Raw genomic sequence first — 23,430 nt, forward strand, 5'->3', positions numbered from 1 at the left:
ACAGAACCGCGCGATTACATCGGCGGCGCGACGCCATCCTTCTCCACGACAATACGCTGCGCCGCGAAGTCCGAGCCCGCCGGACTCGCGACGACGAACACCTTCTTGCCCGGCTTCAGGTCGTCGTGCGTCGCGGGTGCGAAGGTCACGACAGGCACGTTCTCCGGAACCGTCACCGAGTTCGCGCCGCCCTTGTATGAGAGCTTCAGATCGCGGCCGCTCGTGCCCTGCACGACCTGATCGACATTCGCGTTGGTCATCGAGCTTTGCGGGCCCAGATCCCACGCGTAGTGGCCTTCACCCGTGCCGCGCGCGGATTCCGGGAACACGAGCACTTCGGTCGCGGTGAGCTTGCCGTCCGTGCCGGTGGTCGCCGCCGTGCCGACGAACGAGCCCGGCTTGATGTCCTGCAGCTTGATGTTCTTCAGCGCGGTGACGGGCGTATCCGACTTGACGGCGATCTTCACCGTGTCGCCGCTGCGTCGATGGACGGTGAGCGTGTCGCCCGACAGCGACACGATATCGCCGCGAATGCGCGCGGGTTTCGCGGCGGGCGTCTGGGCAAAGGCTGCGGAAGCGAGTGCGAGCGTCACGATGCTGACGCCGAGTTTGATTCGAATCGACATGCAATCTCCTTGGAGTGATGAAAGCGGAAGCTTCAGGACCCGCCGAACCAGTTGTATCCCTGATTCTCCCAATAGCCGCCGGGGTAGTCGTTCGTCACGGTGATCGCGACGATGTGCTTCGGGTTCTTGTAGCCGAGCTTGGTCGGCATGCGCAGCTTCATCGGGAAGCCGTATTTCGGCGGCAGAATCTGGCCGTCGTAAGTGAGCGTGAGCAGCGTCTGCGCGTGCAGCGCGGTCGGCATGTCGATGCTCGTCGAGTAGTTATCGGCGCAATGAAAGGCCACGTATTTCGCGCTCGTGTCGGCGCCTGCGCGCGCAAGGACCTGCGCAAAACGCACGCCGCCCCACTTGCCGATCGCGCTCCAGCCTTCGATGCAGATATGCCGCGTCACCTGGCTTTCCTGCGGCATTGCGTGCAGTTCGTCGAGCGTCCAGACGCGCTTGCCTTTGACGAGGCCGCCGATTTCCAGCTTGTACGCGGACGGATCGACTTCGGGCACTTCGTCGATGTCATAGAACGCGTTGAACGGAAACGGACGCGTGATCATCGATTCGGGATACGTCGGCGCGAGCTTGTTCGGATCGAACAGCAGCGCCTGCACGTCGTCGTTGAGGAACGAGATGCGGCGCAACATGGCGTTGACGGATTTGTCGTCGGTGATGTTGCAACCGGACAGCATCGCGAGCCCTCCGAGCGACAGAATGCGCTTGCCGAATAAACGTCGCGCGGGCGCCTTTAATTCCTTCGCCGCATCCTTGATGATGAGCTCGGCATCGGGTCTCGATTTGAATAGCTTGAGCGACATGGCTTAACGACCTCGAATCATCATCACGAGCGAGCGCGGCACGAGCGCCACCATCACGATATGCACCACGACGAACGCGACCAGAAAGCTCATGCCGAAGAAATGCACGACACGGGCATCGTCATAGCCGCCCATCAGCGTTCGAAGCAATGGAAACTGCACGGACTTCCATACCGCGAGGCCCGACAGGATCACGATCACGATGTCCACGATCACCGCCAGATACGCGAACTTTTGTACGGCGTTGTAGTGCGTGAGATCGTCGTGGCCGAGCTTGCCCCGCAATGCGGCGAGCGCGTCGGCGACGATGCTCTTGATCGAGAGCGGGAACATGCGGCGACGCAGGCGGCCCGTGAGAAGATTCATCGCGACATAGACGATGAAGTTCGCGACCAGCAGCCACATCGCCGCGAAATGCCATTGCAGCGCGCCGCCGAGCCAGCCGCCGAGCGTGACGGCGGGCGGGAAAGTAATGGATTTGAAAATCGGCGATGCGTTGTAGATCTGCCAGCCGCTCGTCACCATGATCAACACGGCGAATGCGTTGAGCCAGTGCGTGATGCGCAGCCATAACGGTTGTACTTGCACGTCGTCGAGCCTCGCGATTCGATTGAGTTTTCGTCAGGCATGGTAGCGACGCGCCGCTGATCGATCGATGACCTCTCGATGACTTTTTTGTCATCTTTGGCGAGACACGCATGGGCTCTGGCTAGAATGACGGCAATCCATCGAACGCAGCACCAGCATGACCATCCTCGTTATCGAAGACGACCGCAAGACCGGCGATTACCTGAAGAAAGGGCTCATCGAGTCCGGCTATCAGGTCGAGCTCGTGCGCAACGGCACGGACGGCCTGCATCAGGCGCTCGCGAACCCGTACGAACTAATCGTGCTCGATGTGATGCTACCCGGCATCGACGGCTGGCAGGTGATGTCCGCGTTGCGCGCGAAACGTGACCTGCCTGTCATTTTTCTCACGGCGCGCGATCACGTCACGGACCGCATTCACGGACTCGAGCTCGGCGCGGACGATTACCTCGTCAAGCCCTTTTCCTTCACCGAACTCGTGCTGCGTATCCGCACGCTGCTCAGGCGCGGCGTGATGCGCGAATCGGATACGTTTCAGATCGCGGATCTGCATGTCGATGTCCTGCGTCGCAAGGTAACGCGCAAGGGCCTCGACATCGCGCTCACGAACAAGGAGTTCGCGCTTCTGCATCTCTTTTGCAAGCATCAGGGCGAGGCGCTGTCGCGCACGCTCATCGCATCGGAAGTGTGGGACATGAACTTCGACAGCGACACCAATGTCGTCGATGTCGCGGTGAAGCGGCTGCGCGCGAAGATCGACAACGCGTTCGATCCGAAGCTGATCCACACGGTGCGCAGCATCGGCTATTCGTTCGGGGAGAATCCTTGAACCGGCCTTCGCGTTCGCTTGCGGTACGTATCGCGCTTTCTTTCGCCGTGATCGTGTGTGTCGTGGTCGGGATGGTCGGCGCGTCGCTCTATCAGGCGACGAATCGCGCGCTGTCCACGCGTGCGGACTATCAGTTGATCGCACGCGTCGAGCATTTTCGCTCGCTGCTGCACGACCTCTACACGATCAAGGAAATCGAAGCGCGGCCGAAGCTTTTCGAAACGATGCTCGGCGACCGGCAGGACGTCATCTTTTTCCGGCGTGCGGGGTCAGCGCCTTTCATCAACGTGAATCCGGAACGGATGCCGCTGCCGCCGCTGCATATCGTGCCGATGACGCGCGCTATCGGGCTCGACGATCTGTACGAAGGCTCGCGTGCGGATGGCGTGCGCATGCGCTGGGTCGGTGCGCAGGCGCGTATCGGCGAGAGTGGCGAAGTGGTCGAGATCATCGCGGCGCACGTGATGACCCAGGAAGCGATCGTCTTGTCGGCGTATCTGGAGCGCGTGTGGATCACGGTGATCGGCGCGGTGCTCGTGACGCTTCTGCTCGCGTACTGGGTGACGAGCCGCGGGCTCATGCCGCTCAAGGCGATGGCCGACAAAGCCGCGGAAATCACGCCTAACCGGCTTTCGGCGCGGCTCGATGTCGCGCATGCGCCCGCCGAATTGCAGAGCCTCGCTGCATCGTTCAACGCGATGCTCGATCGTCTCGAACACGGCTACGAACGCCTGCTGCAATTCTCCGCCGATCTCGCGCATGAACTGCGGACGCCGATCGGCGTGTTGATCGGCGAGACGCAGGTTGCGCTCGCACATGAGCGCAATGTCGGCGAATATCGCGGTGTGCTGGAATCGAATCTGGAGGAGCTGGAGCGGCTCGCGCGCATCGCGCAGAATATTCTGTTTCTTGCGCAGGCGGATCATGGGCAGCAGCGCATCGAGCGTGAACGGCTCGATATACGCGAGGAGCTCGAAACCATCGGCGCGTACTTTGAAGGCATTGCCGATGAACGTCGCATCACCTTTGAAATCGACGCCGACGGCGAAATGTCTGCTAATGCAATCATGTGCCGCAGGGCTATCGGTAATGTGGTCGTGAATGCGGTGCGATATGCGACGGCGGGCACCGTTGTGCGGCTGAGCGGACATGCGGATCAATACGGCGCGCGCATCGTGGTGGGTAATCGCGGGCCGCGGATCGGGCAGGAGGAGCTTGGCAAGCTCTTCGACCGCTTTTATCGTGGCGATGCGGCGCGTAGTGAGTTCACGGAATCGAGCGGGTTGGGGTTGTCGATCGTTCAGGCAATCATGGGGTTGCATGGCGGTAGTGTGACCGCCGACTGCACTCGTGATGGATGGATCGAGTTTTCTTTGCTGTTTCCTTTTTGAAGCTTTTTTTCGGGGAATCCTGTGTTCGTGTCGGTTTATTGGCTCTGCCCCTGTGCGGGGCGGCAGTCACTTTCTTTGCTGCTGCAAAGAAAGTAACCAAAGAAACAGCTCGTTCAGGCCCGCGGTCACACGCACGTTGGCCATACTTGCCAGCCGTCGATGGCACTCGCCTAAGTGTCGTCCTCACAAGCATAACCGGGCTCGGCTCGCGCACGGTCTGCCGCAACGAATGTTTTAGCGCGCTGGTTCAGCACGAAAGAGATCCGGCACTGCGCTTCGCGCTGCCGTTGGGTTCACCGGCTACGTGATCCAATGACCGAGAATATCGATGCGCGCACGCATACGCTGTCTACTGCGGCCGCGCAAGTGCGCGGACCTCGTTGACTATTTCGCGCAGTTCGATTCGTTTCAGTTTCAGGAAGTCACAACCGCCAATATTGCCTGGCCCGACACTTCCTATGCACCCTGCATTTTCGCGGCGTGTCTTACTTGCTCCACGTCGGCGGCAGCAAGCCAGTGACAATAGCCGCCCAGGGTATGTCGATCAATATCTTCCAACTTCGTTTCGGCATACTTCCCCTCACGAAAATGATGCTTTGACCAATAAGAATCCGTGTGCCACGCATGGATGTGCAACACGTCACTTCCGATCCTTCTTTCCGCATTGGTGAAGTGATCGAGCAAGCCAACAGAATTGGCTTGCGGGTAGGTCAACCTAAGCGCAAGTTCCCCGGCGTACATCGACAGGACTTGCTTCGACCAGTTGGGCCACTCGCCTCGAAAATCCTTAAACTCTTCCTCTAGCAGGCGGTCGCAGCACTCCATATGAGACTGCAGATAATTGCAGACCATTTCCGAAGGACCCAGCACCGAGGCCCCGACGTTATGCAAGCCGCTGTGCGGATAGCCCCATCGTCGACTACATTCGGCGAGCTTCACGCGAACAGAATCTTCGTAAGCATACGCACCGAAGCCGAAGCACAAGCCAGTCGGCTGGAATGATTTCATCGCCTGAGTTACGAATGTATCGCAGTCAGTTTTCAAAACTACGTCGAATTTTTTGCAGACGGCTAAGACTTCTGAATCCGCAAGATTGCCGACTGAATTGATGAATTTATAGTCGCCCCACCGTTCGTGAAGGCTGGAAAACGGAAGTTTCTCTATTGCAATAATTTTTGAATCGACCGGAAGTCGGTTGCGTACGGACGGATGACAAACGGCCACTATCTCACAATCGTTTAAAACTTTTGAGTAAATCAGACTCTTATAAAGCCAAAAGAACTCTTGAACCATTGCATCGTTATCGTCAACGTAAACCAAAACCCCTAGTCTGGGCAATCTCTCATATTCAGCTTCCTTAACCGTCGAGAACCCATCTTAACCACGCGAGCAGCCCGTGTATAGCGGGCCAAAGGATGAGCCATTGGTTATGAAAAAAATCGGAGTCATCTTATACCACCCGTTTTTCAGCGCTCAAGGATGGGGCGGTAGATCGCTTCAACATTAACAGTGCAATGCCTTTCTGAAAACTAGCCTTAGGAACAGCAGAGCTGTCGCACTTCCATCAACAACAGTAGGTAAAAATAAGGAAGTCTGCAATGTTTACGGTAATGACCCGCACTAACGAAATGGTGCCGTTCAACGATCACTACAACGTTCATAATTTCACATGGGGCCTTGATAGAATTCGTTATGCCTTGCTCGATCGCTAGAGAACTCGAAATTACGGCCGATAGGTAGTCCTTAGAAGACTGCTTGAATTTGCAGTCCTCAAGATATTTCTTGTATCTTGAATTTAGCGCCGCGCGGATTATCAAGTTCGGCGCCCACCAAAATCAGATGGCGGCGTCAGTAAGAGAGCACGCGCAGACCCGATAAACCAGTCGGCCGCGCAGCGGGCCGGAGCTATTTCGTGCTGAACCAGTGAAGCAAGCGATGCGACGAGTCAGACCGTGCGCGAGCCAAGCCCGGTAACTCCTTCGAGGGCGACACTTAGGCGAGGGCCACCGACGGCTGGCAAGCATGGTCAACGTGCGTGTGACCGCGGGCCTAAGCGAGCTGCTTTCTTTGGTTACTTTCTTTGCAGCAGCAAAGAAAGTGACTGCCGCCCCGCACAGGGGCAGTGCTAATAAACCAATAAGAAAACGGGATCCGGCGAGAAACCAAACCCCAGCCCCTCACATTACCGCCACACCCAACGCCTCCCGCCTCGCCAACAACCCATGAATCTGCGACACAACCGCCGCCCCCTCCCCCACCGCAGCCGCCACCCGCTTCGTCGAACTCGACCGCACATCGCCGATGGCGAACACCCCCGGCACGCTGGTTTCCAGCGCCATCACGCCTTCCGTGCGTCCCTCATGCGCCTCGGGCCCGGTCAGCACAAAACCCTTGCCATCGACATTCACATTGCAATTGCGCAGCCAGTCGGTATTCGGATCCGCGCCGGTAAAGAGAAACAGATGCCGCGAGTCGATCGTGAGCGGCCCATCCGGCGTCTTGCAATTGACGGCGGTCAGCGCGCGGCCATCGCCATCGAGCGAAGTGATCTGCGTATGCGTGCGCACCGTGACGTTCGGCAACGAGCCGATACGCTCCACCAGATAATGCGACATGCTCGCCGAAAGCCCCGCGCCGCGAATCAGCACATGCACGTGCTTCGCATGCGTCGCGAGATAGACCACCGCCTGTCCCGCCGAATTGCCGCCGCCGACCAGCACGACTTCCGAGTTCTTGCACAGCTTCGCCTCGACCGGCGATGCCCAGTAATACGTGCCGTGCCCTTCGTAACGCTCTAGCCCGGCGATGTCCGGCCGCCGATACGCCGCGCCCGACGCGATCACCACCGTCTGCGTCGTCACGCGCGTGCCGTTCTCCAGTTCGATCTGGATCGGATTGCAATCGCAATGCAACGCCTTGATCTTGGTCGGAATCGCGATATGCGCGCCGAACTTCTGCGCTTGCACGAACGCGCGCCCGGCAAGCGCCTGCCCGGAAATGCCAGTCGGGAAACCGAGATAGTTTTCGATGCGCGAACTCGCGCCCGCCTGCCCGCCCGGCGCGCGGCAATCGAACACCGCCACCGACAAGCCTTCGGACGCCGCATACACCGCCGTCGCGAGACCCGCCGGCCCCGCGCCGACGATCGCGACATCGTAGACATGCGCCGGATCGAACTCGGGCAGCCAGCCGAGCTGCGTCGCGATCTGATTCTCCGTGGGCGCGCGCAGCACCGTGCCGTCCGGACAGATGACGAGCGGAAAATCGGACGTCGATGCCGAGATGCGTTCGAGCAGCGAGATCGCATCGGGATCGGTGCAGGCGTCGATCACCGTATGCGGATAACCATTGCGCCGCAGAAAGCCCTGCAGCGAAACCAGACGGCCATCGTCCGACTGGCCGAGCAGCACCGGCCCGCTACCTTTTTCGATCAGCCCGACGCGCCGCAGGATCAGCGCGCGCATGATGCGCTCGCCCAGTTCCGCTTCGGCGACGAGCAGCGCGCGCAGACGCTCCGGCGGAATCACGATGCCGTCGACATCCTCGGCGGCGACGCCATCGACGAGACAGGGCTTGCCCGAAAGCTGCGCCACTTCCGCCAGAAAATGCCCCGGCCCGTGCTCGACGACGAGATGCTCCTGCCCGAGCGCATTGCGGCGCGTCACGCGCACGAGCCCCTTCAGGACGATCACCATGCCGCGCCCGGTCTCGCCCATGCGGAACATCCACTCGCCCTGACGCCAGTGCGAGGCGGTGCCGAAACGGCTCATGCGCTCGATCTCGTTGTCCGTCAGACGCGGGAACATCTGGTGCGCGCGCGTTTCGAGCGGCGAGAAAGGCGCGCTGTCGTCGGACGCGGCGGCAGCGGCCGGCGATGCCACGACGTTCGGATTGGAACTCTCCAGCGGCTCGCGCGCGCTCCACGCGACGACATTCGGCATGCCTTGACCAGGTTCGTTGAACGGCGTTGTACTCATGCGCGATCTCCGTGTGGATAACCAGCTTCATGCAGGGATGCCGAACCCGCGGACGACGCCGCCGCCGATTTCACCGGCCAGGGGCACATCGCCGCCATTTCCGCGACCTCCTCGGGCGTGGTCGCCGCGAGCTCGCCGAACTCGGTCAGCGTCGCGACATCGAATCCGGCGAGCCGCCAGGCGTCCAGTCCGCCCGTGAGCGGCACGACGTCCCTAAAGCCCGCGTTGCGCATCGTCTTCGCCATCCACGCCGCCGACACTTCGTTCGGACACGAGCAGTAGATGACGACCTTGCGCGACTTGTCGTAGTTCTCGATGATCCTCGCGAGATCGCGCTCGTCGGCGAAGAGCGAACCGGGAATCGCGGCCGGATCGAGCATGCGCTTTTCCGGCGAGCGGATATCGAAGATCACGGGAAGCGGCTCGTCGTTCATCAGCGCATAAAGCTCGTCCACGCTGATGCGCGCCTTTTCCAGCGTCGCCATGAGCGCGCGTCGGCGCCACCAGCGATACGTGACATAGATGGCGAGCAACACCGCGAGGACGACCACCGCCTGTCGCCCGAGCTGCGAGATCATCGCGAACACCATTTCCAGCTGCGCCGCGAAGATGACGCCGACTGTCAATCCGACCGCGCCCCACAGCGCGACGCCCCCGCCGTCGTGCGCGATGAAGCTGCGCATCTTCACGCCCATCGCGCCGGCGAGCGGCACGGAGACGAGCGAGAGACCGGGGATGAACTTCGCGACGAGCAGAATGCGCACGCCCCAGCGGCCGAAGAAGCGCTCCGTCTTCTTCACGCAGGTATCGCGCGAAAGAGACAGCTTGCAGATGGTCTTGAGCGTCTTGTCGCCGTACTTGCGCCCGCCCTGGAACCAGACGAGATCGCCGAGCACGCCGCCCGCCACCGCGATGCACAGCACGCCCAGAAGCGGCGTCCAGAACGCGCCGCCGTTCACCGCCATCAGCGCGATGGACGCGCCGACGATGATCATCGTCGGCATCGCGGGCACGGGCAGCCCGAGTGCCGAGCCCATCACGTTGATGAAAACGATCGCCGGGCCGAATCGATCGACTAGCTGATGCAACAGCATGGGAATCTCCCGCGCGGGAAGGTGTGTTCACAGGACGACGGGACGCGCGCCGCGAAACCGGCGCTGCGAAGGCGCGAAAAGCACGAAAGCGAAAGAGATACGAGCTTGCGACCGCTCGTGGTTCAACGCGGTGCACGCGGCGCCCGGCCGACGTTCGTCACATTTAAGAGATAAGTGTAGCCCGGAAATGCGTATGTAAGCATGACCGGCGCGCGAGCCGCGGGCATCGCGCGCGCGATGCCCGGTGCTGAAAGGATCGACCGCGCAAAGTGTGGGATTCAGCCGCGCTCGTCGGCGATATAGGCGCGGATCACATCGGCGAAATTCTTGTCGCCCGTGAGGCCCAGTTGCTCCGCGCGCGCCGTGTTCCACGCGCCCGGCCAGCTGCCGACGATCTTCTCGATGCGCTCGTCGCGCTGCCAGTCGATACGCTGCACGGCTTCCTCGCCCGCCACTTCGCGCAGCGCCGCGACCATCTCGTTCACGCTCACCGACAGGCCCGGCAGATTGATGACCGGCCGCAGCCCGAGCTTCGCGCGATCGATCTCGCAGCCCGCGATCAGCGCCTCGATCGCGCTCTTCGGCGAAAGCAGCCAGACGCGCGTGTCGCCATGGACAGGGCACGTCGAGCGCTCGCCGTTCAGCGGCTCGCGAATGATGCCGCTCGCGAACGACGAAGCCGCCGCGTTCGGCTTGCCCGGCCGCACGCTGATGGTCGGCAGGCGCAGCACGCGGCCATCGACGAAGCCGCGCCGCGCGTAGTCGGAGAGCAGCAGCTCCGCGATCGCTTTCTGCGTTCCGTACGACGATTGAGGATTGAGCGCGGTGTCGTCCTGCACCACATCGGGCAGCACGCCGCCGTACACCGCGACCGAGCTCGTGAACACGACGCGCGGCTTGTGGCCCGCCGCGCGGCACACTTCGAGCAGCGCGCGCGATGCGTCGAGATTGATCTTCATGCCGAGATCGAAGTCCGCTTCGGCCTGGCCGCTCACGATCGCGGCGAGATGGAAGATGGCTTCGGTCTGCGTGTCGATGTGGCGTTGCAGCACGGCGGGATCGGAGATATCGCCGGTTTCGGCGCGCACGCGTTTGTCGGCGAGCAGCCGTTCGTCGTTCGGGCGCGCGACGTCGAGCAGCACCAGTTCGGTGACCGGCTTGCCGTTGAGTTCGTTGCGCTCGAGAAGGCGCTTCGCGAGACGCTGGCCGAGAAAGCCGGCGCCGCCGGTGATGAGAATCTTCATTGGGTCGCTTCCTCTCACAGATAAGGTTTGAGCCAGCCGAGACCTTCGGACGTGCCCGCCTTCGGCTTGTATTCGCAGCCGATCCAGCCTTCGTAGCCGAGCGAATCGATCAGCTCGAACAGATACGGATAGTTGAGTTCGCCGATATTCGGCTCGTGCCGCTCCGGCACGCCCGCGATCTGGATATGGCCGATGCCCGCGTTCGGGCGCTTCATGTCGCGCTTGAGCTTCATCGCGATGTCGCCTTCGACGATCTGGCAGTGGTAGATGTCGAACTGCACTTGCAGGTTCGGCGCGCCGATTTCGTCGCAGATGGCTTGTGCGTCGTCCTGACGGTTCAGGAAGAAGCCGGGGATGTCGCGGGTGTTGATCGGCTCGATCACAATGCCGATGCCCGCCTTCTGCGCTTCCTTCGCCGCGTATTCGAGGTTCTTTTTGTATACCGCGCGATGTTGCTCTCGCGGCTGATCCGGGGCGATCAGGCCCGCCATCACGTGCAGCTTCTTGTTGCCCAGCACGGCCGCGTATTCGAGGCCTTTCGCGACGCTCTGTCTGAACTCGTCTTCTCGTCCCGGCAATGACGCGATGCCGCGCTCGCCCTTCGACCAGTCGCCCGGCGGGGCGTTGAAGAGCGCCTGGGTCAGGTTGTTGTCCTTTAGGCGCTGCTCGATGTCTTTCGCTGCGAAGTCGTATGGGAACAGGAATTCAACCGCCTTGAAGCCGTCTTTCGATGCTGCTGCAAAACGGTCCAGGAACGCATGTTCCGTGTACATCATCGTCAGGTTTGCGGCGAATTTTGGCATTTGCTTGTGCTCCTTCTTTCGGTTCGGGTTGTTTCGCGGAATCCTGTTTTCGTGTCGGTCTATTGGCTCTGCCCCTGTGCGGGGCGGCAGTCACTTTCTTTGCTGCTGCAAAGAAAGTAACCAAAGAAACAGCTCTCTCACGCCCGCGGTCACACGCACGTTAGCCACGCTTGCCAGCCGCCCGTGGTACTCGCCTAAGTGTCGCCCTCTCAAGTCTTACCGGGCTTGGCTCGCGCACGGTCTGACGCGCTAAACGTTTTGGCGCGCTGGTTCGCAGTCATTCATCCGGCACCGCGCTTCGCGCTGCCGTCGGGTTTTCTTTTTTGTGCTCTTGCCTTTACCAGCGGGCGCCGAACGTGTTTCTCAAATCTTCTATCGCCGCTTCCTGCAACGGCTCGGGGCGCGGCATTGTCGATAGATATAGCCGCGCCGTTTCCTCCAACTCCTCCAGCGCGTAGCTCGCGTGCGACACCGATTTCTCCCATACCACCGGTCCGAGTCGCTCCAGCAGCACCGCGCGTACGCTCGACGCCAGCGCCGCCACTTCCTCCGCCACCGCCGTATCGCCCGGTCGGCGATACGCAATCAACGGAACATGTCCAACCTTCATCACGTAGTACGGCGTGATCGGCGGCAAAACATCGTCGTTTTTCCAGACGCCCGCGAGCGTCAGCGCGACCAGATGCGTCGAATGCGTATGCACCACGCCACGCGCTTCGGCATTGCTCTCGTAAATACGGCGATGCAGCGCCAGCGTCTTCGATGGTCGTCCGCCCGACACGTGATTGCCCTCGAGATCCACCTTCGCGATGTCGTTCGGATCGAGGCAGCCAAGGCACGCGTCCGTCGGCGTAATCAGCCAGCCGTCATCCAGCCGCGCGCTGATGTTGCCCGCGCTGCCCACCGTATATCGACGCTCGTACAGGCTCCTGCCCGTGATGCAAATCTCTTCGCGAATGGAGTTTTCAGTCGTCGCCATCACAGTGCCTTCAACGCCTTCTCGAAGAAATCGGTCGCGCCGAAATTGCCGGACTTGAGCGCGAGGGCGAGCGCTTCCTCCGCATTCGCGCCGATGGACTGCGTGGCCGGCACGCCCGGATCGATCTGCAGCCCGATGCGCAACGAACGCACGTCGAGCGCCTGCACCACCGCACCCGATGTTTCGCCGCCCGCGACGACAAACTTGCGCACGCCATCGTCACGCAACTGACGCGCGATCGACGCAAGCGCATATTCGACCAGTTGTCCCGCCTTCTCGACGCCCAGTTCCTTCTGCACCGCCTTCACTTCATCAGGCGATGAAGTCGCGTAAATCAACACCGGCTCGTCGTGTTTGCGCGCGAATTCGACGGCGCTTTGCACCACCGGCTCGCCGCGCGAAAGCGCCAGCGGATCGACTCGGAAACCCGGCTTCGATTCACGCCAGCGCGCAACCTGCGCATTGGTCGCCTTCGATGCGCTGCCCGCCAGCACCACCGACTTGCCCTCGATCTTCGGCAGGTCGGCAGCATGTTCCGCATGCGCGAGCAGATTCGCCGCGCGGAAGTTCTCCGGAAGCCCGAGCGCGATGCCCGAGCCGCCCGTAATCAGCGCGAGATCGCGGCATGCTTCGCCCAGCGTGTAGAGATCGGCGTCGGACACGGCATCGGCGATGGCGAGGCGCACGCCGTCCTTCTTCAACTCGTCGATGCGCGCGCGGATCGCGTCCGCGCCCTTCGCGATCGTGTCGTAGCGAATCAGGCCGACCTTCGATTTCGTCTGACGCTGCAACACGCGCACGAGGTTCGGATCGGTCATCGGCGTGAGCGGATGATTCTCCATGCCCGACTCGTTCAGCAGCACATCGCCGACGAACAGATTGCCGCGAAAGATCGTGCGGCCGTTTTCCGGAAACGCGGGGCAGGCGATCGTGAAATCGTCCTTCAGCGCATCGAGCAAGGCATCCGCAACCGGGCCGATGTTGCCGCGGTCGGTGGAATCGAACGTCGAGCAATACTTGAAAAAGAACTGGCGACAACCCTGCGCGCGCAGCCATTCGAGCGCGTCGAGCGACTGGCGCACGGCGTCGTCGGCGGGAATCGTGCGCGACTTCAGCGCGACGACGATCGCGTCCGCGTCGATCCGCGCGCCCGCTTCGGGAATGCCGATAGTCTGCACCGTGCGCATGCCGCCGCGCACGAGCATGTTGGCGAGATCGGTCGCGCCGGTGAAATCGTCGGCGATACAGCCGAGCAGTGCCTGCGCCGCTTGCGTCATTGCTTCGCTCCCTTCGGAATGTCGATGCCCGGAAAAATCTTGATGACCGCGGAATCGTCCTCGCCGCCGTGGCCGGCCGTGGACGCCATCATGAACATCTGGTGCGCCGCCGCCGAAAGCGGCAGCGGGAATTTCGACGTGCGCGCGGTATCGAGAACGAGGCCGAGATCCTTCACGAAAATATCGACGGCGGAGAGCGGCGTGTAATCGCCCGACAGAATGTGCGGCACGCGGTTCTCGAACATCCACGAGTTGCCGGCGCTGTGCGTGATGACGTCGTAGAGCGCATCGGGATCGACGCCCTCGCGCAGGCCGAGCGCCATCGCTTCGGCGGCCGCGGCGATATGCACGCCCGCGAGAAGCTGATTGATGATCTTCACCTTCGAGCCCGCGCCGTGCGCGTCGCCCAGGCGATAGACCTTGCCCGCGATCGCATCGAGCACGTCCTCGCACGCGGCGTAGGCGTCGGCGGGGCCGGAAGTCATCATCGTCATTTCGCCGGAATTGGCCTTGCCCGCGCCGCCGGACAAGGGCGCGTCGAGCAGCAGCACGCCTTTTTCGCCGATGCGTTTGCCAAGGTCCGCGGCGAATTGCGGCGATACCGTCGCGCACGCGAGCACGACGCTGCCGGGCTTCATCGCCTCTGCCGCACCGTTCTCGCCGAACAGCACGGCTTCGGTTTGCGCCGCGTTGACGACGACCGTCAGCACGACTTCACACTTGCCGCCCAACTCCGCCGGCGATGCGCACGCGATGCCGCCTTCGGCTGCGAACGCATCGAGCACGGGCTTTCTCACATCGCACGCGTGCACCGTGAAGCCCGCGCGCAGCAACGAGCGCGCGACGCCCATGCCCATTGCGCCCAGACCGATGACTCCCACGTTTCTCGTCATAGCGTTTCTCGTCCCGATGAATTAGCAGATGCCGGCTTCCGCCAGACGGCGCGCGGCGTTGATGAGATGGGTCTGCGCGGCGTTGCGCGCGGCGGCGGCATCGCGCGAGCGGATCGCCTCGACGATCGCCGCGTGCTCTTCGCGCACCTGCCGCATGAAGTCCTCGCGCAGCGCCTCGTTGCCGCGCGTGACGATCGTGCCGGCTTCGAGATACTGGTTCAGAAAGGTGAGGGTTTTCAGGAAGTAGGGGTTGCCCGTCGCGTTCGCGATTTCGCGGTGGAACGCAACGTCTTCCTCGACGCCATTCCTGCCCGCACGCACCGCTTCGTCGATGCGCGCGAGCGTGTCTTCGATGACGGCGAGTTGTTCGTCGGTGCGGCGCTGCGCGGCTTCGGACGCGACTTCGGCCTCGATCGCCCGGCGCAGCGCGAGAATCTGCACGACCGCGCCCGGCTCGATCGCCTGCGCGTAATCGATGCGCAACGGCCGGATGCCCGCCCGCTCCACGATGAACACGCCGCTGCCCTGGCGCGGCTCGACCATGCCTTCGTTCTTCAGCCGCGAAATGGCTTCGCGGATCACCGTGCGGCTCACGCCGAATTCCTGCGCGAGCACAGCCTCGGTCGGCAGCTTGCCGGTCGCGGCGAAACTGCCCTTCTCGATCAACTTCTGCAATTGCTGCGCAACCGTGTCGGACAGCGCGCGCGGCGGAATCTTCTCGAACATTCGACTCGACGAGGCTCGTAAGGTCATCGGGTCATCATACAAGTTTCGAGAAAGACGTTGACCGGGGAATAACCCTCAGAGCGGTCTACTGCGCAAGCGGCTCGTCGATGAGCGCGAGCGCGTCGCGGATTTCGGAGACATCGCCGGGGCGCACGAGGCGCGCGACTTCCTTGCCACCGAGCATGAAGACGAGCGTCGGCCAAAGCTTCACGCGAAACGAGCGGCCGAGCGGGCGGCCGCTGCCGTCTTCGATCTTCATGTGCTTCACAGCACCGTGACCCTGGAACGCCTGCGCGATCAGCGGCTGCGCGGCGCGGCAGAAGCCGCACCAGTCGGTGCCGAATTCGACGACCATCGGGCCGCTCAGCGCATCGATATCCGCGCGTCCGGGCGCGGTCTTCGCGTATTCGATATTCATGCTCATGACGCTCGTCCTTGCTCTCTTTCGTGCCGATGAAATTAGCAGAAAGCTTGCCTGCGTGCCAAAGCGGGCGGACGCGGAGCAGGGATATTACGATCCGATCGCGATCCCGGTGACCTCGTGATTGGCGCCGCCCGTGATTGTCACCGGGATGTTCATTCGCAGCGCCATCATGAAAAGGCTGTTTCGGTTGTCGTAGTTGTCCCTGTTGGGCCACATCTGCGCGCAGTACCGCGAGCCGTCGCTCGTCTGGAGCACATAGGTGATCGCCGAGATTTGATCCTTGTCGACGATTCTCACCACCATGCCGGTGCGGCTGTCCTGCAATTTCAGAAACGAGGAACTCAGGGACGGAATCGGCGAATCGCTCGGTGCAACGGCGAGTCCGGTGATGACTCCGGAATCGTCGCCGGAGAGCGCGACCGGCAGTCCGTAATCCAGCGCCATCATCAGGAGTTTGTTTCGGTTCTCGTGAGTGACGATATTCAACTGACCGCAATACAAGACGCCCTCGCCTGTTTTGAGGACGAAATTGACCTTGTCGAAATCGTTTGAATCGATAATGCGGGTGAGAAATCCACCCTTGACACCCGTGAGTGGAATGCCACCCTGAACAATGCTGAGATTGACCGAACTATCAAACTGTCTCACTTGTAACCCTTCTCATTTATGAATATTGATTCGCGCGCGTCCGGATTATTTCACGACGCGGCACTGCATATTTACGGCCGATCCGTCCGCGCATCGTTCGGCTGAGAATCGCCGCTGCCATCGACAAGCGCATGACCGGGAGCACCGACGACCGCTGTTCTCACATAGCTGTTTATTCCGCCAACCAGCATCACGAAACGTCCCGATTCAAGTGCGAGGCGCATCAGCGCGTGGCGGTTGTGCCGGCGCCGGACGTCCATCTGGGCGCAGTATTGCGTGCCGTCACGCGTTTGCACGAGATAATTGACATAGACGGAGGCATCGGAGTCGATGATACGGACGATTACGCCGATCTGCGCGCCATTCAATGGCATCCCCGGGCAGATGAGCGAGGGAATCACCGGCGGACTTTTGCTTTTCATTTGATGTCTCTCTGACATGCAACGCCGCTCCTTGAAATCGAATTAATATTCCGGTTGAGAGGCTCTTCGTTTTTTTGAAATATTCTTCTCATTGTTTTACCGATCGACATATATCACGATTATTATGTAAATCTTTAAACACAAGTTTTAAAGCAAAGCGTCTTCGTGCACATTGCTGAAAGCGTTGCGCGGTCGAAAGAACGGGCTTTTAATAATAATAATCTAATCGGAATTATTTATCGACGCCGATCTTCTCGACTGTCACGAGCGTCAATCGACGTCAATGAACTTCAATCTACGTCAATATTTGGGCAGTCAATAATCCGAATTGTCATTTTTTGAGATGTCCAGGACACAAAAAAGCGCCGCCTTTCCGGCGGCGCTCGAGTGGCGAGGAGTGCGTGCTCAGGCGCGCGCCATGCGCGTCCGGCGTGCCTCGTAGGACTTCAAATGCGCATAGGCCACCGCCAGCGCCGACAAGCCACCGACCGCCGTGCGACGCCGCGCCAGCAAGTCCCCGACGATGTGATCCGCCTCGATCGGCGCGCCGTTCTCCAGATCGCGCAGCATCGACGCGGTCATCAGCGAGCCGCGCTCGGAGAAGAACGCACGGGCGCGCGCGACGACCGCCTCGCCCGGCGCGTGCGCGTTGTCTGCGGCGATGCCGCGGCATTCGTCGAAGAGCTGGACGAGCAGCGCCTCGCCGCCCGGCGCCGCGAGAATGTCGCCGATGGGCGCGCGCATCAGGCACGTGCCGGTCGCGAGCGTCGCGAGGAACACCCACTTGTCCCACATCGATTGCAGGATGTCCTCGCTCACGTTCAGATCGAAGCCCGCGCCACCGAGTTGCGCTGCGATGGCGTCGATGCGCGCGGAACGGCCGCCGCCGCGTTCGCCGATGGTCATCGAATGCATGTTGTTCAGATGCAGGATTTCGCCTTCGGCGTCGAGCGTCGCGGCGATCACGCATTGGCCGCCGAGTACGTTCGCCGGATCGAAGCGCGCATCGAGCGCGTCGAGATGGCCCATGCCGTTCAGGAGCGGCAGGATCGCGGTGCCGGGACCGACCGCGGGCGCGAAGGAGTCAATCGCGCCTTGCAGGTCGTAGGCCTTGCAGCTCAGCAGCACGAGATCGTATGGCTGGTCGATGTCTTTCGCGAGCACCATCGGCGGACAGGCGAACGCGAGATCGCCCTCCGGGCTTTTCACTTTCAGGCCGCATTGCCGCAGCCGCTCGGCGCGCCGCTCGCGCACGAGGAAGGTCACGTCCCTGCCCGCTTCGAGCAACCGCGCGCCGAAATATCCGCCGATGGCCCCCGCGCCCACTACCAGAATCCGCATGTCTTGCTCCTTGTTGGTCAGATGCACCGCTTCACGCCTGCCACACGCCATAGCCCGCTTCGCGCAAGCCGATCGCCAGTTCCACTTCCATGTCGCGCGCGCCGTCGTAGGGCATCGGGTTGTACATCTCGTACAAATGCGGCAGGAGCCGCAGCCCGAAATCGCGCACGTAGCGGTTCGACTGGATGCCCGCCTTGTGCTTGTCGAAGCGCACGTCGGGATCGATGCCCGTCATGCCCACGTAGACGAACGGCATGCCGATCACGTAGTCCGGATTCGCGCGGCGAAAGCGCGCTTCGTTCCAGACGGCGCCGGCGAGTTCGATCACGTAGACGGAGTAATGATGGCTGCGCGCGCGCCGGGAGGGCGGCATGTTTCAAGTGGCCTTCGCGGCGTGCTCGTTGCGGGCGTTCATTCTAAGACGCCGAGGCGCCGCGCGCTCGATCGTCCGGCGCGCGCCCTGCCGGATGCGGCTCGAAGTGGTAAATTCGGGGCGGTCTGCGCTCGCGCAAGACGATTGGATCGCCGCACGGCCCGTCGAGCCGCCGATCGAACCCGAGACGACCTCTCACGCGAGCGCCGCTCCCATCGACACGTTTTCATCCCGAAGCCGCGCCACGAGCCGCGTCCGCTTCGGTTATCCGGAGATCAAGCATGAGCAAACAAGCTATCGGCGTGGTGGGCCTCGCCGTCATGGGCCGCAATCTGGCCTTGAACATCGAGAGCCGCGGTCACGCCGTTTCGGTCTACAACCGCAGCCGCGCCAAAACCGACGAACTGATTGCCGAACATCCCGACAAGAAGCTCGTACCGACCTACACGCTCGAAGAGTTCGTCGAGTCGCTGGAAAAGCCGCGCCGCATCCTGATGATGGTGAAGGCGGGCGCCGGCACCGACGAGACCATCGCTTCGTTGCGTCCGCTGCTGGAGAAAGGCGACATTCTCATCGACGGCGGCAACACGCATTTCACCGACACCATCCGCCGCAATCAGGATCTCGCGAAGTCGGGCCTGCATTTCATCGGCACGGGCGTGTCGGGCGGCGAGGAAGGCGCGCTGAAAGGCCCGTCGATCATGCCGGGCGGACAGAAGGAAGCCTACGAACTCGTCGCGCCGATCCTCACCGAGATCGCGGCGAAGGCGCCGGATGGCGAGCCATGCGTCGCCTACATGGGTCCGGACGGCGCGGGCCATTTCGTGAAGATGGTGCACAACGGCATCGAGTACGGCGACATGCAACTGATCGCCGAGAGCTATGACGTGCTGAAGCGCGTCGCCGGTTTGTCGAACGAAGAACTCGGCAAGGTGTATGTCGAGTGGAATCAGGGCGAGCTGGACAGCTATCTGATCGAGATCACGTCGAAGATCTTCGCGAAGAAGGACGATGAAACCGGCAAGGATCTCGTCGATGTGATTCTCGACCGCGCCGCGCAAAAAGGCACCGGCAAGTGGACGAGCCAGAACGCGCTCGATCTCGGCGCGCCGCTGCCTTTGATTACCGAAGCCGTGTTCGCGCGCGTGCTTTCTTCGCTGAAGGATCAGCGCGTGGCGGCGAGCAAGGTGCTGAGCGGCCCCGCGCCCCAGTTCGATGGCGATCGCACGGCGTTCGTCGAGTCGGTGCGGCGCGCGTTGTATCTCAGCAAGATCGTGTCGTATGCGCAAGGGTTCGCGCAGTTGCGCGCGGCATCGGAAGAATACAAGTGGGACCTGCATTACGGCGAGATCGCCAAGATCTTCCGCGCGGGCTGCATCATCCGCGCGCGCTTCCTGCAGAAGATCACGGATGCGTATGACAAGAATCCGCAGCTCGCGAATCTGCTGCTCGATCCGTATTTCAGCGATATCGCCGCGAAGTATCAGGACGCATTGCGCGATGTGGTCGTCGCGGCGGTGAAGGCGGGGATTCCGGTGCCCGCGTTCTCGTCGGCGATTGCCTATTTCGATGCGTATCGCTCGGAGCGGCTGCCCGCGAATCTCGTGCAGGCGCAACGGGATTTCTTTGGCGCGCATACGTTCGAACGCGTGGACAAGGCGGGGAGTTTTCACGCGAACTGGGCGTGACGGACTGACGGTCTGACAGTCTGCCCGGAACGGGGCAACTCATCGAGTTGCCCCGTTTTGTTTTCAGATCACCCTAGCGTCACCCACTCAGCATTCCTCTCGCTACTCCTCAACACCGCATCCACGAACCTCAATCCCGCCACCCCGTCCTCGACAGTCGTGAGCCAGTCATCCCCTTGTGTCGTTCCGCTCGCGATGCACGCCGCCGCATCCGTATAAACCTGCGCGAACGCTTCCAGATACCCTTCAGGATGCCCGGCCGGCACGCGCGTCGCATGCAGCGCTTCGGAGCTTTGCACGCGGCCGCGCGTAATCCGCTCCGACGCGCCTCCTATCGGCGTGAACCACAACTCGTTCGGCGTCTCTTGATCGAATGCGATGCCCGCCTTCGTGCCGTACACACGCAGGCGCAGCGCGTTCTCCTCGCCCGCCGCGACCTGGCTCGCCCACAGCATCCCGCGCGCGCCGCCGGCATAGCGGAACATCGCCTGCACGTGATCGTCGACACGGCGATTCGGCACGAACGTCGTCACGTCCGCCGACAACTCCGCCGGCCTCATGCCCGTCACGTACTCCGCGAGCTGATACGCATGCGTGCCGATATCGCCGAGACAGCCCGCCGGACCGGCCAGCGCCGGATCGGTGCGCCACACCGCCTGCCGGTTCGCCTGCGTCTCGACGGGCAGCGACAGCCAGTCCTGCGCGTACTCCACCTGCACGACGCGGATATCGCCGAGCAGGCCACGCCGCACCATCCCGCGCGCGTGACGCACGAGCGGATAGCCCGTGTACGTATACGTCACCGCGAACACGCGATCCTTCTCGCGCGCGAGTTTCGCCAGCGCCTCGCCTTCATCGAGCGACACGGCCAGCGGCTTGTCGCAGATCACGTGTATGCCGGCCTCGAGAAACGCCGTCGCGATCGGCGCATGCAGATGATTCGGCGTGACGATCGCCACCGCCTCGATGCCGTCCGAGCGCCCGGCCTCGGTGCGCGCCATCTCGCGATAATCGTCGTAGCTGCGCGTAAGGCCGATAGCCGCCGCGCTCGCAGCCGCACGCCGCGCATCCGACGACAACGCGCCCGCCACCAGCTCGTAACGATCATCGAGCCGCGCGGCCATGCGATGCACCGCGCCGATGAACGCGCCCTCGCCGCCGCCGACCATGCCCAGTCGCACGCGGTTCATTGCTTGTCTCCCGCTTTGTCTCCCGCTTTGTCTTCGATACCGAGCACGCCGCGCAACTGCTCGCGGCTTGCGCCGCTGCCGGCGAAATCATCGAACGCACGCTCGGCCACGCGGATGATGCGATCGCGGATAAACACCGCGCCCTCGCGCGCGCCGTCTTCCGGATGCTTCAGCGCGCACTCCCATTCGAGCACGGCCCAGCCGGGAAAATCGTATTGCGCCATCTTCGAGAAAATCGCCTTGAAATCGATCTGGCCATCGCCCAGGGAACGAAAACGTCCCGCGCGATCGGTCCATCCCGAATAGCCGCCATACACGCCCTGCTTTCCGTTCGGCCGGAACTCCGCGTCCTTCACATGAAACGCCTTGATGCGCGGGTGATAGATATCGATGAACGCGAGGTAATCGAGTTGCTGAAGCACGAAGTGACTCGGATCGAACAGGATATTCGCGCGCGGATGATCGTCCACCGCCGCGAGAAAGCGCTCGAACGTGACGCCATCGTGGAGATCCTCGCCGGGATGCAGTTCGTAGCACACGTCGATGCCCGCGCGATCGAACTCATCGAGAATCGGACGCCAGCGTTTCGCGAGCTCGTCGAATGCGGCTTCGACGAGACCCGCCGGACGCTGCGGCCACGGATAGACGTACGGCCACGCGAGCGCGCCCGAAAACGTCACGTGCGCACTCAGGCCCAGACGCTTCGACGCGGCCGCCGCGAGCTTCAGTTGCGATATCGCCCATTCCGTGCGCGCCGCGGGATTGCCGCGCACGTGCGGCGCGGCGAAGCCATCGAACAACGTGTCGTAGGCGGGATGCACCGCGATCAACTGCCCTTGCAGATGCGTGGACAATTCCGTGATCGCGACGCCCGCGTCGTCCACCGTGCGGCGGATGTCGTCGCAATAGGCATCGCTCGATGCGGCTTGTTCCAGATCGATCAGACGCGGATCGGCGGGCACCTGGATGCCCTCGTAACCGAGCGAACCCGCCCACGACGCGAGGTTCTTCAACGTATCGAACGGCGGCCGGTCGCCCATGAACTGCGCGAGAAATATCGCCGGCCCCTTGATGGTCTTCATCGTTCGCCTCCAAGAGAAAGAAGGCCGGGTGAACGGCCTTCGCGCATCAGAACGGCGAGTTCGGGAAGTAGAACTGCTTGGCGTTGTCCTTCGTGATGAGCACCGACGGGATGATCGTCGTCGGCGGCAGCTTGTCGCCCTTTAGACGCGCCTCGGCGGTGAGCTTGATCGCGTCGTAGATGAACTTCGGCGAATACGACACGTCGGCCTGCACGCGCTTGTCGCCATCCATGATGCGCTTCACGGCTTCCTTCGATCCCGCGCCGCCGAAGACGATCTTGATGTCCGTGCGCTTCGCCTGATCGATCGCCTTCAGCACGCCGACCATCATGTCGTCGTCGGCGGCCCAGACGGCGTCGATATGCTTGAAGCGCGTGAGATAGTCCTGCATCACCTTGAAGGCGGGGTCGCGGTTCCAGTTCGCGTATTTCGCATCGAGAATCTTCATGTCCGGATGCTGCTTGATCACGCCTTCGAACGCGGTCCAGCGCTCGTTGTCGAGGGTCGTCGGAATGCCGCGCAGCGCGACGATATCGCCCTTGCCGTTCAGCGTCTTCGCGAGATACTCGGCGGGAATCTTGCCGAACGCGGTGTTGTCGCCGGCGACATAGGCATCCTGCGCGCTGGTATCAGTGAGACCGCGATCGACCACCGTCACGTACACGCCTTTCTTCTTCACCTGCGCGACAGGCTGCGTGAGCGACGCCGATTCCTGCGGGAAGATCACGAGCGCGTTGATCTTGTTGACCGTCACGAGATCCTGCAACTGGTTCGCCTGCTCGGGCGCGGTGCCGGCCGTCTTCACGATCACCTTCAGGTCAGGATGCGCCTTCTCCAGTTCCTTCTTCGCCTCGTTGGCCCACCACACGATGCCGCCCGTGAAGCCGTGATCCGCGGTCGGAATGGCGACGCCGAGCACGACCTTTTCGTCGGCATGAGCGGACGACGATACGGCGGCGAACGCGCTTGCCGCGAGCGTGAGCGCGCCGAGCGCGCGAAGCATTTTATTCATGACGATGTCTCCGGATT

The 23,430-nt window shown here is 62.0% G+C and carries 23 protein-coding genes; 3 read left to right on the forward strand and 20 right to left on the reverse strand.

The genetic code is table 11. The annotated features are described in order from the left end of the window. Nucleotides 1–14: 14 nt before the first annotated feature. Genes PQR08_RS05310 through PQR08_RS05320 form a run of 3 tightly spaced genes read right to left on the reverse strand, consistent with a single transcriptional unit; the run spans nucleotide 15 to nucleotide 2,020 of the window. Nucleotides 15–626: a hypothetical protein gene (locus PQR08_RS05310; RefSeq protein ID WP_106855761.1), complete on the reverse strand. Its 612-nt coding sequence runs from the start codon at nucleotides 624–626 to the stop codon at nucleotides 15–17. A gap of 32 nt (nucleotides 627–658) precedes the next feature. Beyond that, a complete protein-coding gene (locus tag PQR08_RS05315; RefSeq protein WP_408161083.1) occupies nucleotides 659–1,432 on the reverse strand; it encodes a molybdopterin-dependent oxidoreductase in 774 nt (257 codons plus the stop codon). A 3-nt stretch (nucleotides 1,433–1,435) separates the two neighbouring features. Next, nucleotides 1,436–2,020 carry a cytochrome b/b6 domain-containing protein gene (locus PQR08_RS05320; protein ID WP_250484282.1) on the reverse strand — a complete coding sequence of 195 codons (585 nt, stop codon included), beginning with the start codon at nucleotides 2,018–2,020 and terminating at the stop codon, nucleotides 1,436–1,438. A gap of 157 nt (nucleotides 2,021–2,177) precedes the next feature. On the opposite strand from PQR08_RS05320, the gene PQR08_RS05325 reads away from it, so the two are divergent. Both PQR08_RS05325 and PQR08_RS05330 read left to right on the forward strand, forming a co-directional pair. Beyond that, a complete protein-coding gene (locus tag PQR08_RS05325; protein WP_035511262.1) occupies nucleotides 2,178–2,849 on the forward strand; it encodes a heavy metal response regulator transcription factor in 672 nt (223 codons plus the stop codon). Further along, nucleotides 2,846–4,240: a heavy metal sensor histidine kinase gene (locus PQR08_RS05330; RefSeq protein ID WP_250484281.1), complete on the forward strand. Its 1,395-nt coding sequence runs from the start codon at nucleotides 2,846–2,848 to the stop codon at nucleotides 4,238–4,240. Before PQR08_RS05325 ends, PQR08_RS05330 begins: the two co-directional genes overlap by 4 nt. Nucleotides 4,241–4,696: 456 nt before the next feature. On the opposite strand, the gene PQR08_RS05335 is transcribed toward PQR08_RS05330, so the two are convergent. From PQR08_RS05335 to PQR08_RS05400, 14 genes are all read right to left on the reverse strand, one after another. Beyond that, complete coding sequence (locus PQR08_RS05335) at nucleotides 4,697–5,578, reverse strand: DUF7164 domain-containing protein (RefSeq protein ID WP_456264717.1); 882 nt, start codon at nucleotides 5,576–5,578, stop codon at nucleotides 4,697–4,699. Between the two features lie 839 nt (nucleotides 5,579–6,417). Further along, entirely contained in the window at nucleotides 6,418–8,217 is a 1,800-nt protein-coding gene (locus tag PQR08_RS05340) for an FAD-dependent oxidoreductase (RefSeq protein ID WP_187605489.1), read from the reverse strand. Beyond that, nucleotides 8,214–9,308 (reverse strand): DedA family protein/thiosulfate sulfurtransferase GlpE, encoded by a 1,095-nt coding sequence (locus PQR08_RS05345; protein ID WP_408161104.1) that lies wholly within the window; start codon nucleotides 9,306–9,308, stop codon nucleotides 8,214–8,216. Before PQR08_RS05345 ends, PQR08_RS05340 begins: the two co-directional genes overlap by 4 nt. Nucleotides 9,309–9,589: 281 nt before the next feature. Further along, nucleotides 9,590–10,555: a D-erythronate dehydrogenase gene (gene denD, locus PQR08_RS05350; protein ID WP_250484279.1), complete on the reverse strand. Its 966-nt coding sequence runs from the start codon at nucleotides 10,553–10,555 to the stop codon at nucleotides 9,590–9,592. Between the two features lie 14 nt (nucleotides 10,556–10,569). Next, nucleotides 10,570–11,358 (reverse strand): 2-oxo-tetronate isomerase, encoded by a 789-nt coding sequence (otnI, locus tag PQR08_RS05355; protein ID WP_408161084.1) that lies wholly within the window; start codon nucleotides 11,356–11,358, stop codon nucleotides 10,570–10,572. Between the two features lie 337 nt (nucleotides 11,359–11,695). Continuing rightward, on the reverse strand, nucleotides 11,696–12,337 hold the full coding sequence (gene otnC, locus PQR08_RS05360; protein WP_408161085.1) for a 3-oxo-tetronate 4-phosphate decarboxylase: 642 nt from the start codon (nucleotides 12,335–12,337) through the stop codon (nucleotides 11,696–11,698). Further along, on the reverse strand, nucleotides 12,337–13,614 hold the full coding sequence (gene otnK / locus PQR08_RS05365; protein ID WP_408161087.1) for a 3-oxo-tetronate kinase: 1,278 nt from the start codon (nucleotides 13,612–13,614) through the stop codon (nucleotides 12,337–12,339). The genes otnC and otnK overlap by 1 nt, the downstream gene beginning before the upstream one ends. Then, nucleotides 13,611–14,507, reverse strand: a complete 897-nt coding sequence (gene ltnD, locus PQR08_RS05370; protein WP_250484275.1) for an L-threonate dehydrogenase — start codon at nucleotides 14,505–14,507, stop codon at nucleotides 13,611–13,613. The genes otnK and ltnD overlap by 4 nt, the downstream gene beginning before the upstream one ends. Before the next feature lie 21 nt (nucleotides 14,508–14,528). Continuing rightward, nucleotides 14,529–15,233 (reverse strand): FadR/GntR family transcriptional regulator, encoded by a 705-nt coding sequence (locus tag PQR08_RS05375; RefSeq protein WP_238214583.1) that lies wholly within the window; start codon nucleotides 15,231–15,233, stop codon nucleotides 14,529–14,531. Between the two features lie 85 nt (nucleotides 15,234–15,318). Beyond that, on the reverse strand, nucleotides 15,319–15,657 hold the full coding sequence (locus PQR08_RS05380; protein WP_187605481.1) for a thioredoxin family protein: 339 nt from the start codon (nucleotides 15,655–15,657) through the stop codon (nucleotides 15,319–15,321). An 87-nt stretch (nucleotides 15,658–15,744) separates the two neighbouring features. After that, on the reverse strand, nucleotides 15,745–16,305 hold the full coding sequence (locus PQR08_RS05385; protein WP_187605480.1) for a hypothetical protein: 561 nt from the start codon (nucleotides 16,303–16,305) through the stop codon (nucleotides 15,745–15,747). A gap of 71 nt (nucleotides 16,306–16,376) precedes the next feature. Next, nucleotides 16,377–16,706, reverse strand: coding sequence for a hypothetical protein (locus PQR08_RS05390; protein ID WP_222946500.1), 330 nt, complete (start codon nucleotides 16,704–16,706; stop codon nucleotides 16,377–16,379). Between the two features lie 426 nt (nucleotides 16,707–17,132). Beyond that, nucleotides 17,133–18,068 carry a 2-dehydropantoate 2-reductase gene (gene panE / locus PQR08_RS05395; protein ID WP_250484273.1) on the reverse strand — a complete coding sequence of 312 codons (936 nt, stop codon included), beginning with the start codon at nucleotides 18,066–18,068 and terminating at the stop codon, nucleotides 17,133–17,135. A 31-nt stretch (nucleotides 18,069–18,099) separates the two neighbouring features. Then, entirely contained in the window at nucleotides 18,100–18,441 is a 342-nt protein-coding gene (locus PQR08_RS05400) for a hypothetical protein (protein WP_250484271.1), read from the reverse strand. A 281-nt stretch (nucleotides 18,442–18,722) separates the two neighbouring features. Between PQR08_RS05400 and gnd the strand changes: the two genes are divergently transcribed. Then, nucleotides 18,723–20,129 carry an NADP-dependent phosphogluconate dehydrogenase gene (gene gnd / locus PQR08_RS05405; protein WP_250484270.1) on the forward strand — a complete coding sequence of 469 codons (1,407 nt, stop codon included), beginning with the start codon at nucleotides 18,723–18,725 and terminating at the stop codon, nucleotides 20,127–20,129. 68 nt (nucleotides 20,130–20,197) lie between these two features. Here the strand turns inward: gnd and PQR08_RS05410 are convergent, their stop codons facing one another. Genes PQR08_RS05410 through PQR08_RS05420 form a run of 3 tightly spaced genes read right to left on the reverse strand, consistent with a single transcriptional unit; the run spans nucleotide 20,198 to nucleotide 23,413 of the window. Next, complete coding sequence (locus PQR08_RS05410; RefSeq protein WP_250484269.1) at nucleotides 20,198–21,319, reverse strand: Gfo/Idh/MocA family protein; 1,122 nt, start codon at nucleotides 21,317–21,319, stop codon at nucleotides 20,198–20,200. Next, nucleotides 21,316–22,401, reverse strand: coding sequence for a sugar phosphate isomerase/epimerase family protein (locus PQR08_RS05415; protein ID WP_250484268.1), 1,086 nt, complete (start codon nucleotides 22,399–22,401; stop codon nucleotides 21,316–21,318). Before PQR08_RS05415 ends, PQR08_RS05410 begins: the two co-directional genes overlap by 4 nt. A gap of 46 nt (nucleotides 22,402–22,447) precedes the next feature. Further along, nucleotides 22,448–23,413 (reverse strand): substrate-binding domain-containing protein, encoded by a 966-nt coding sequence (locus tag PQR08_RS05420; protein ID WP_250484267.1) that lies wholly within the window; start codon nucleotides 23,411–23,413, stop codon nucleotides 22,448–22,450. Between the last annotated feature and the right edge of the window lie 17 nt (nucleotides 23,414–23,430).

The sequence above is a fragment of the Caballeronia jiangsuensis genome (genome assembly GCF_046030135.1).
In the GTDB taxonomy this organism is placed as follows: Bacteria; Pseudomonadota; Gammaproteobacteria; order Burkholderiales; family Burkholderiaceae; genus Caballeronia; species Caballeronia jiangsuensis.

Excerpts from the sequence above, each read along its gene's own strand:
- PQR08_RS05400 (WP_250484271.1), bottom strand. The coding sequence starts at position 18,441 with ATGCCGCCCTCCCGGCGCGCGCGCAGCCATCATTACTCCGTCTACGTG.
- PQR08_RS05415 (WP_250484268.1), bottom strand. The coding sequence starts at position 22,401 with ATGAAGACCATCAAGGGGCCGGCGATATTTCTCGCGCAGTTCATGGGC.
- ltnD (WP_250484275.1), bottom strand. The coding sequence starts at position 14,507 with ATGACGAGAAACGTGGGAGTCATCGGTCTGGGCGCAATGGGCATGGGC.
- PQR08_RS05410 (WP_250484269.1), bottom strand. The coding sequence starts at position 21,319 with ATGAACCGCGTGCGACTGGGCATGGTCGGCGGCGGCGAGGGCGCGTTC.
- PQR08_RS05420 (WP_250484267.1), bottom strand. The coding sequence starts at position 23,413 with ATGAATAAAATGCTTCGCGCGCTCGGCGCGCTCACGCTCGCGGCAAGC.
- PQR08_RS05380 (WP_187605481.1), bottom strand. The coding sequence starts at position 15,657 with ATGAGCATGAATATCGAATACGCGAAGACCGCGCCCGGACGCGCGGAT.
- PQR08_RS05325 (WP_035511262.1), top strand. The coding sequence starts at position 2,178 with ATGACCATCCTCGTTATCGAAGACGACCGCAAGACCGGCGATTACCTG.
- PQR08_RS05375 (WP_238214583.1), bottom strand. The coding sequence starts at position 15,233 with ATGTTCGAGAAGATTCCGCCGCGCGCGCTGTCCGACACGGTTGCGCAG.
- panE (WP_250484273.1), bottom strand. The coding sequence starts at position 18,068 with ATGCGGATTCTGGTAGTGGGCGCGGGGGCCATCGGCGGATATTTCGGC.
- otnC (WP_408161085.1), bottom strand. The coding sequence starts at position 12,337 with ATGGCGACGACTGAAAACTCCATTCGCGAAGAGATTTGCATCACGGGC.
- PQR08_RS05315 (WP_408161083.1), bottom strand. The coding sequence starts at position 1,432 with ATGTCGCTCAAGCTATTCAAATCGAGACCCGATGCCGAGCTCATCATC.
- denD (WP_250484279.1), bottom strand. The coding sequence starts at position 10,555 with ATGAAGATTCTCATCACCGGCGGCGCCGGCTTTCTCGGCCAGCGTCTC.
- PQR08_RS05310 (WP_106855761.1), bottom strand. The coding sequence starts at position 626 with ATGTCGATTCGAATCAAACTCGGCGTCAGCATCGTGACGCTCGCACTC.
- otnI (WP_408161084.1), bottom strand. The coding sequence starts at position 11,358 with ATGCCAAAATTCGCCGCAAACCTGACGATGATGTACACGGAACATGCG.
- gnd (WP_250484270.1), top strand. The coding sequence starts at position 18,723 with ATGAGCAAACAAGCTATCGGCGTGGTGGGCCTCGCCGTCATGGGCCGC.
- PQR08_RS05340 (WP_187605489.1), bottom strand. The coding sequence starts at position 8,217 with ATGAGTACAACGCCGTTCAACGAACCTGGTCAAGGCATGCCGAATGTC.
- otnK (WP_408161087.1), bottom strand. The coding sequence starts at position 13,614 with ATGACGCAAGCGGCGCAGGCACTGCTCGGCTGTATCGCCGACGATTTC.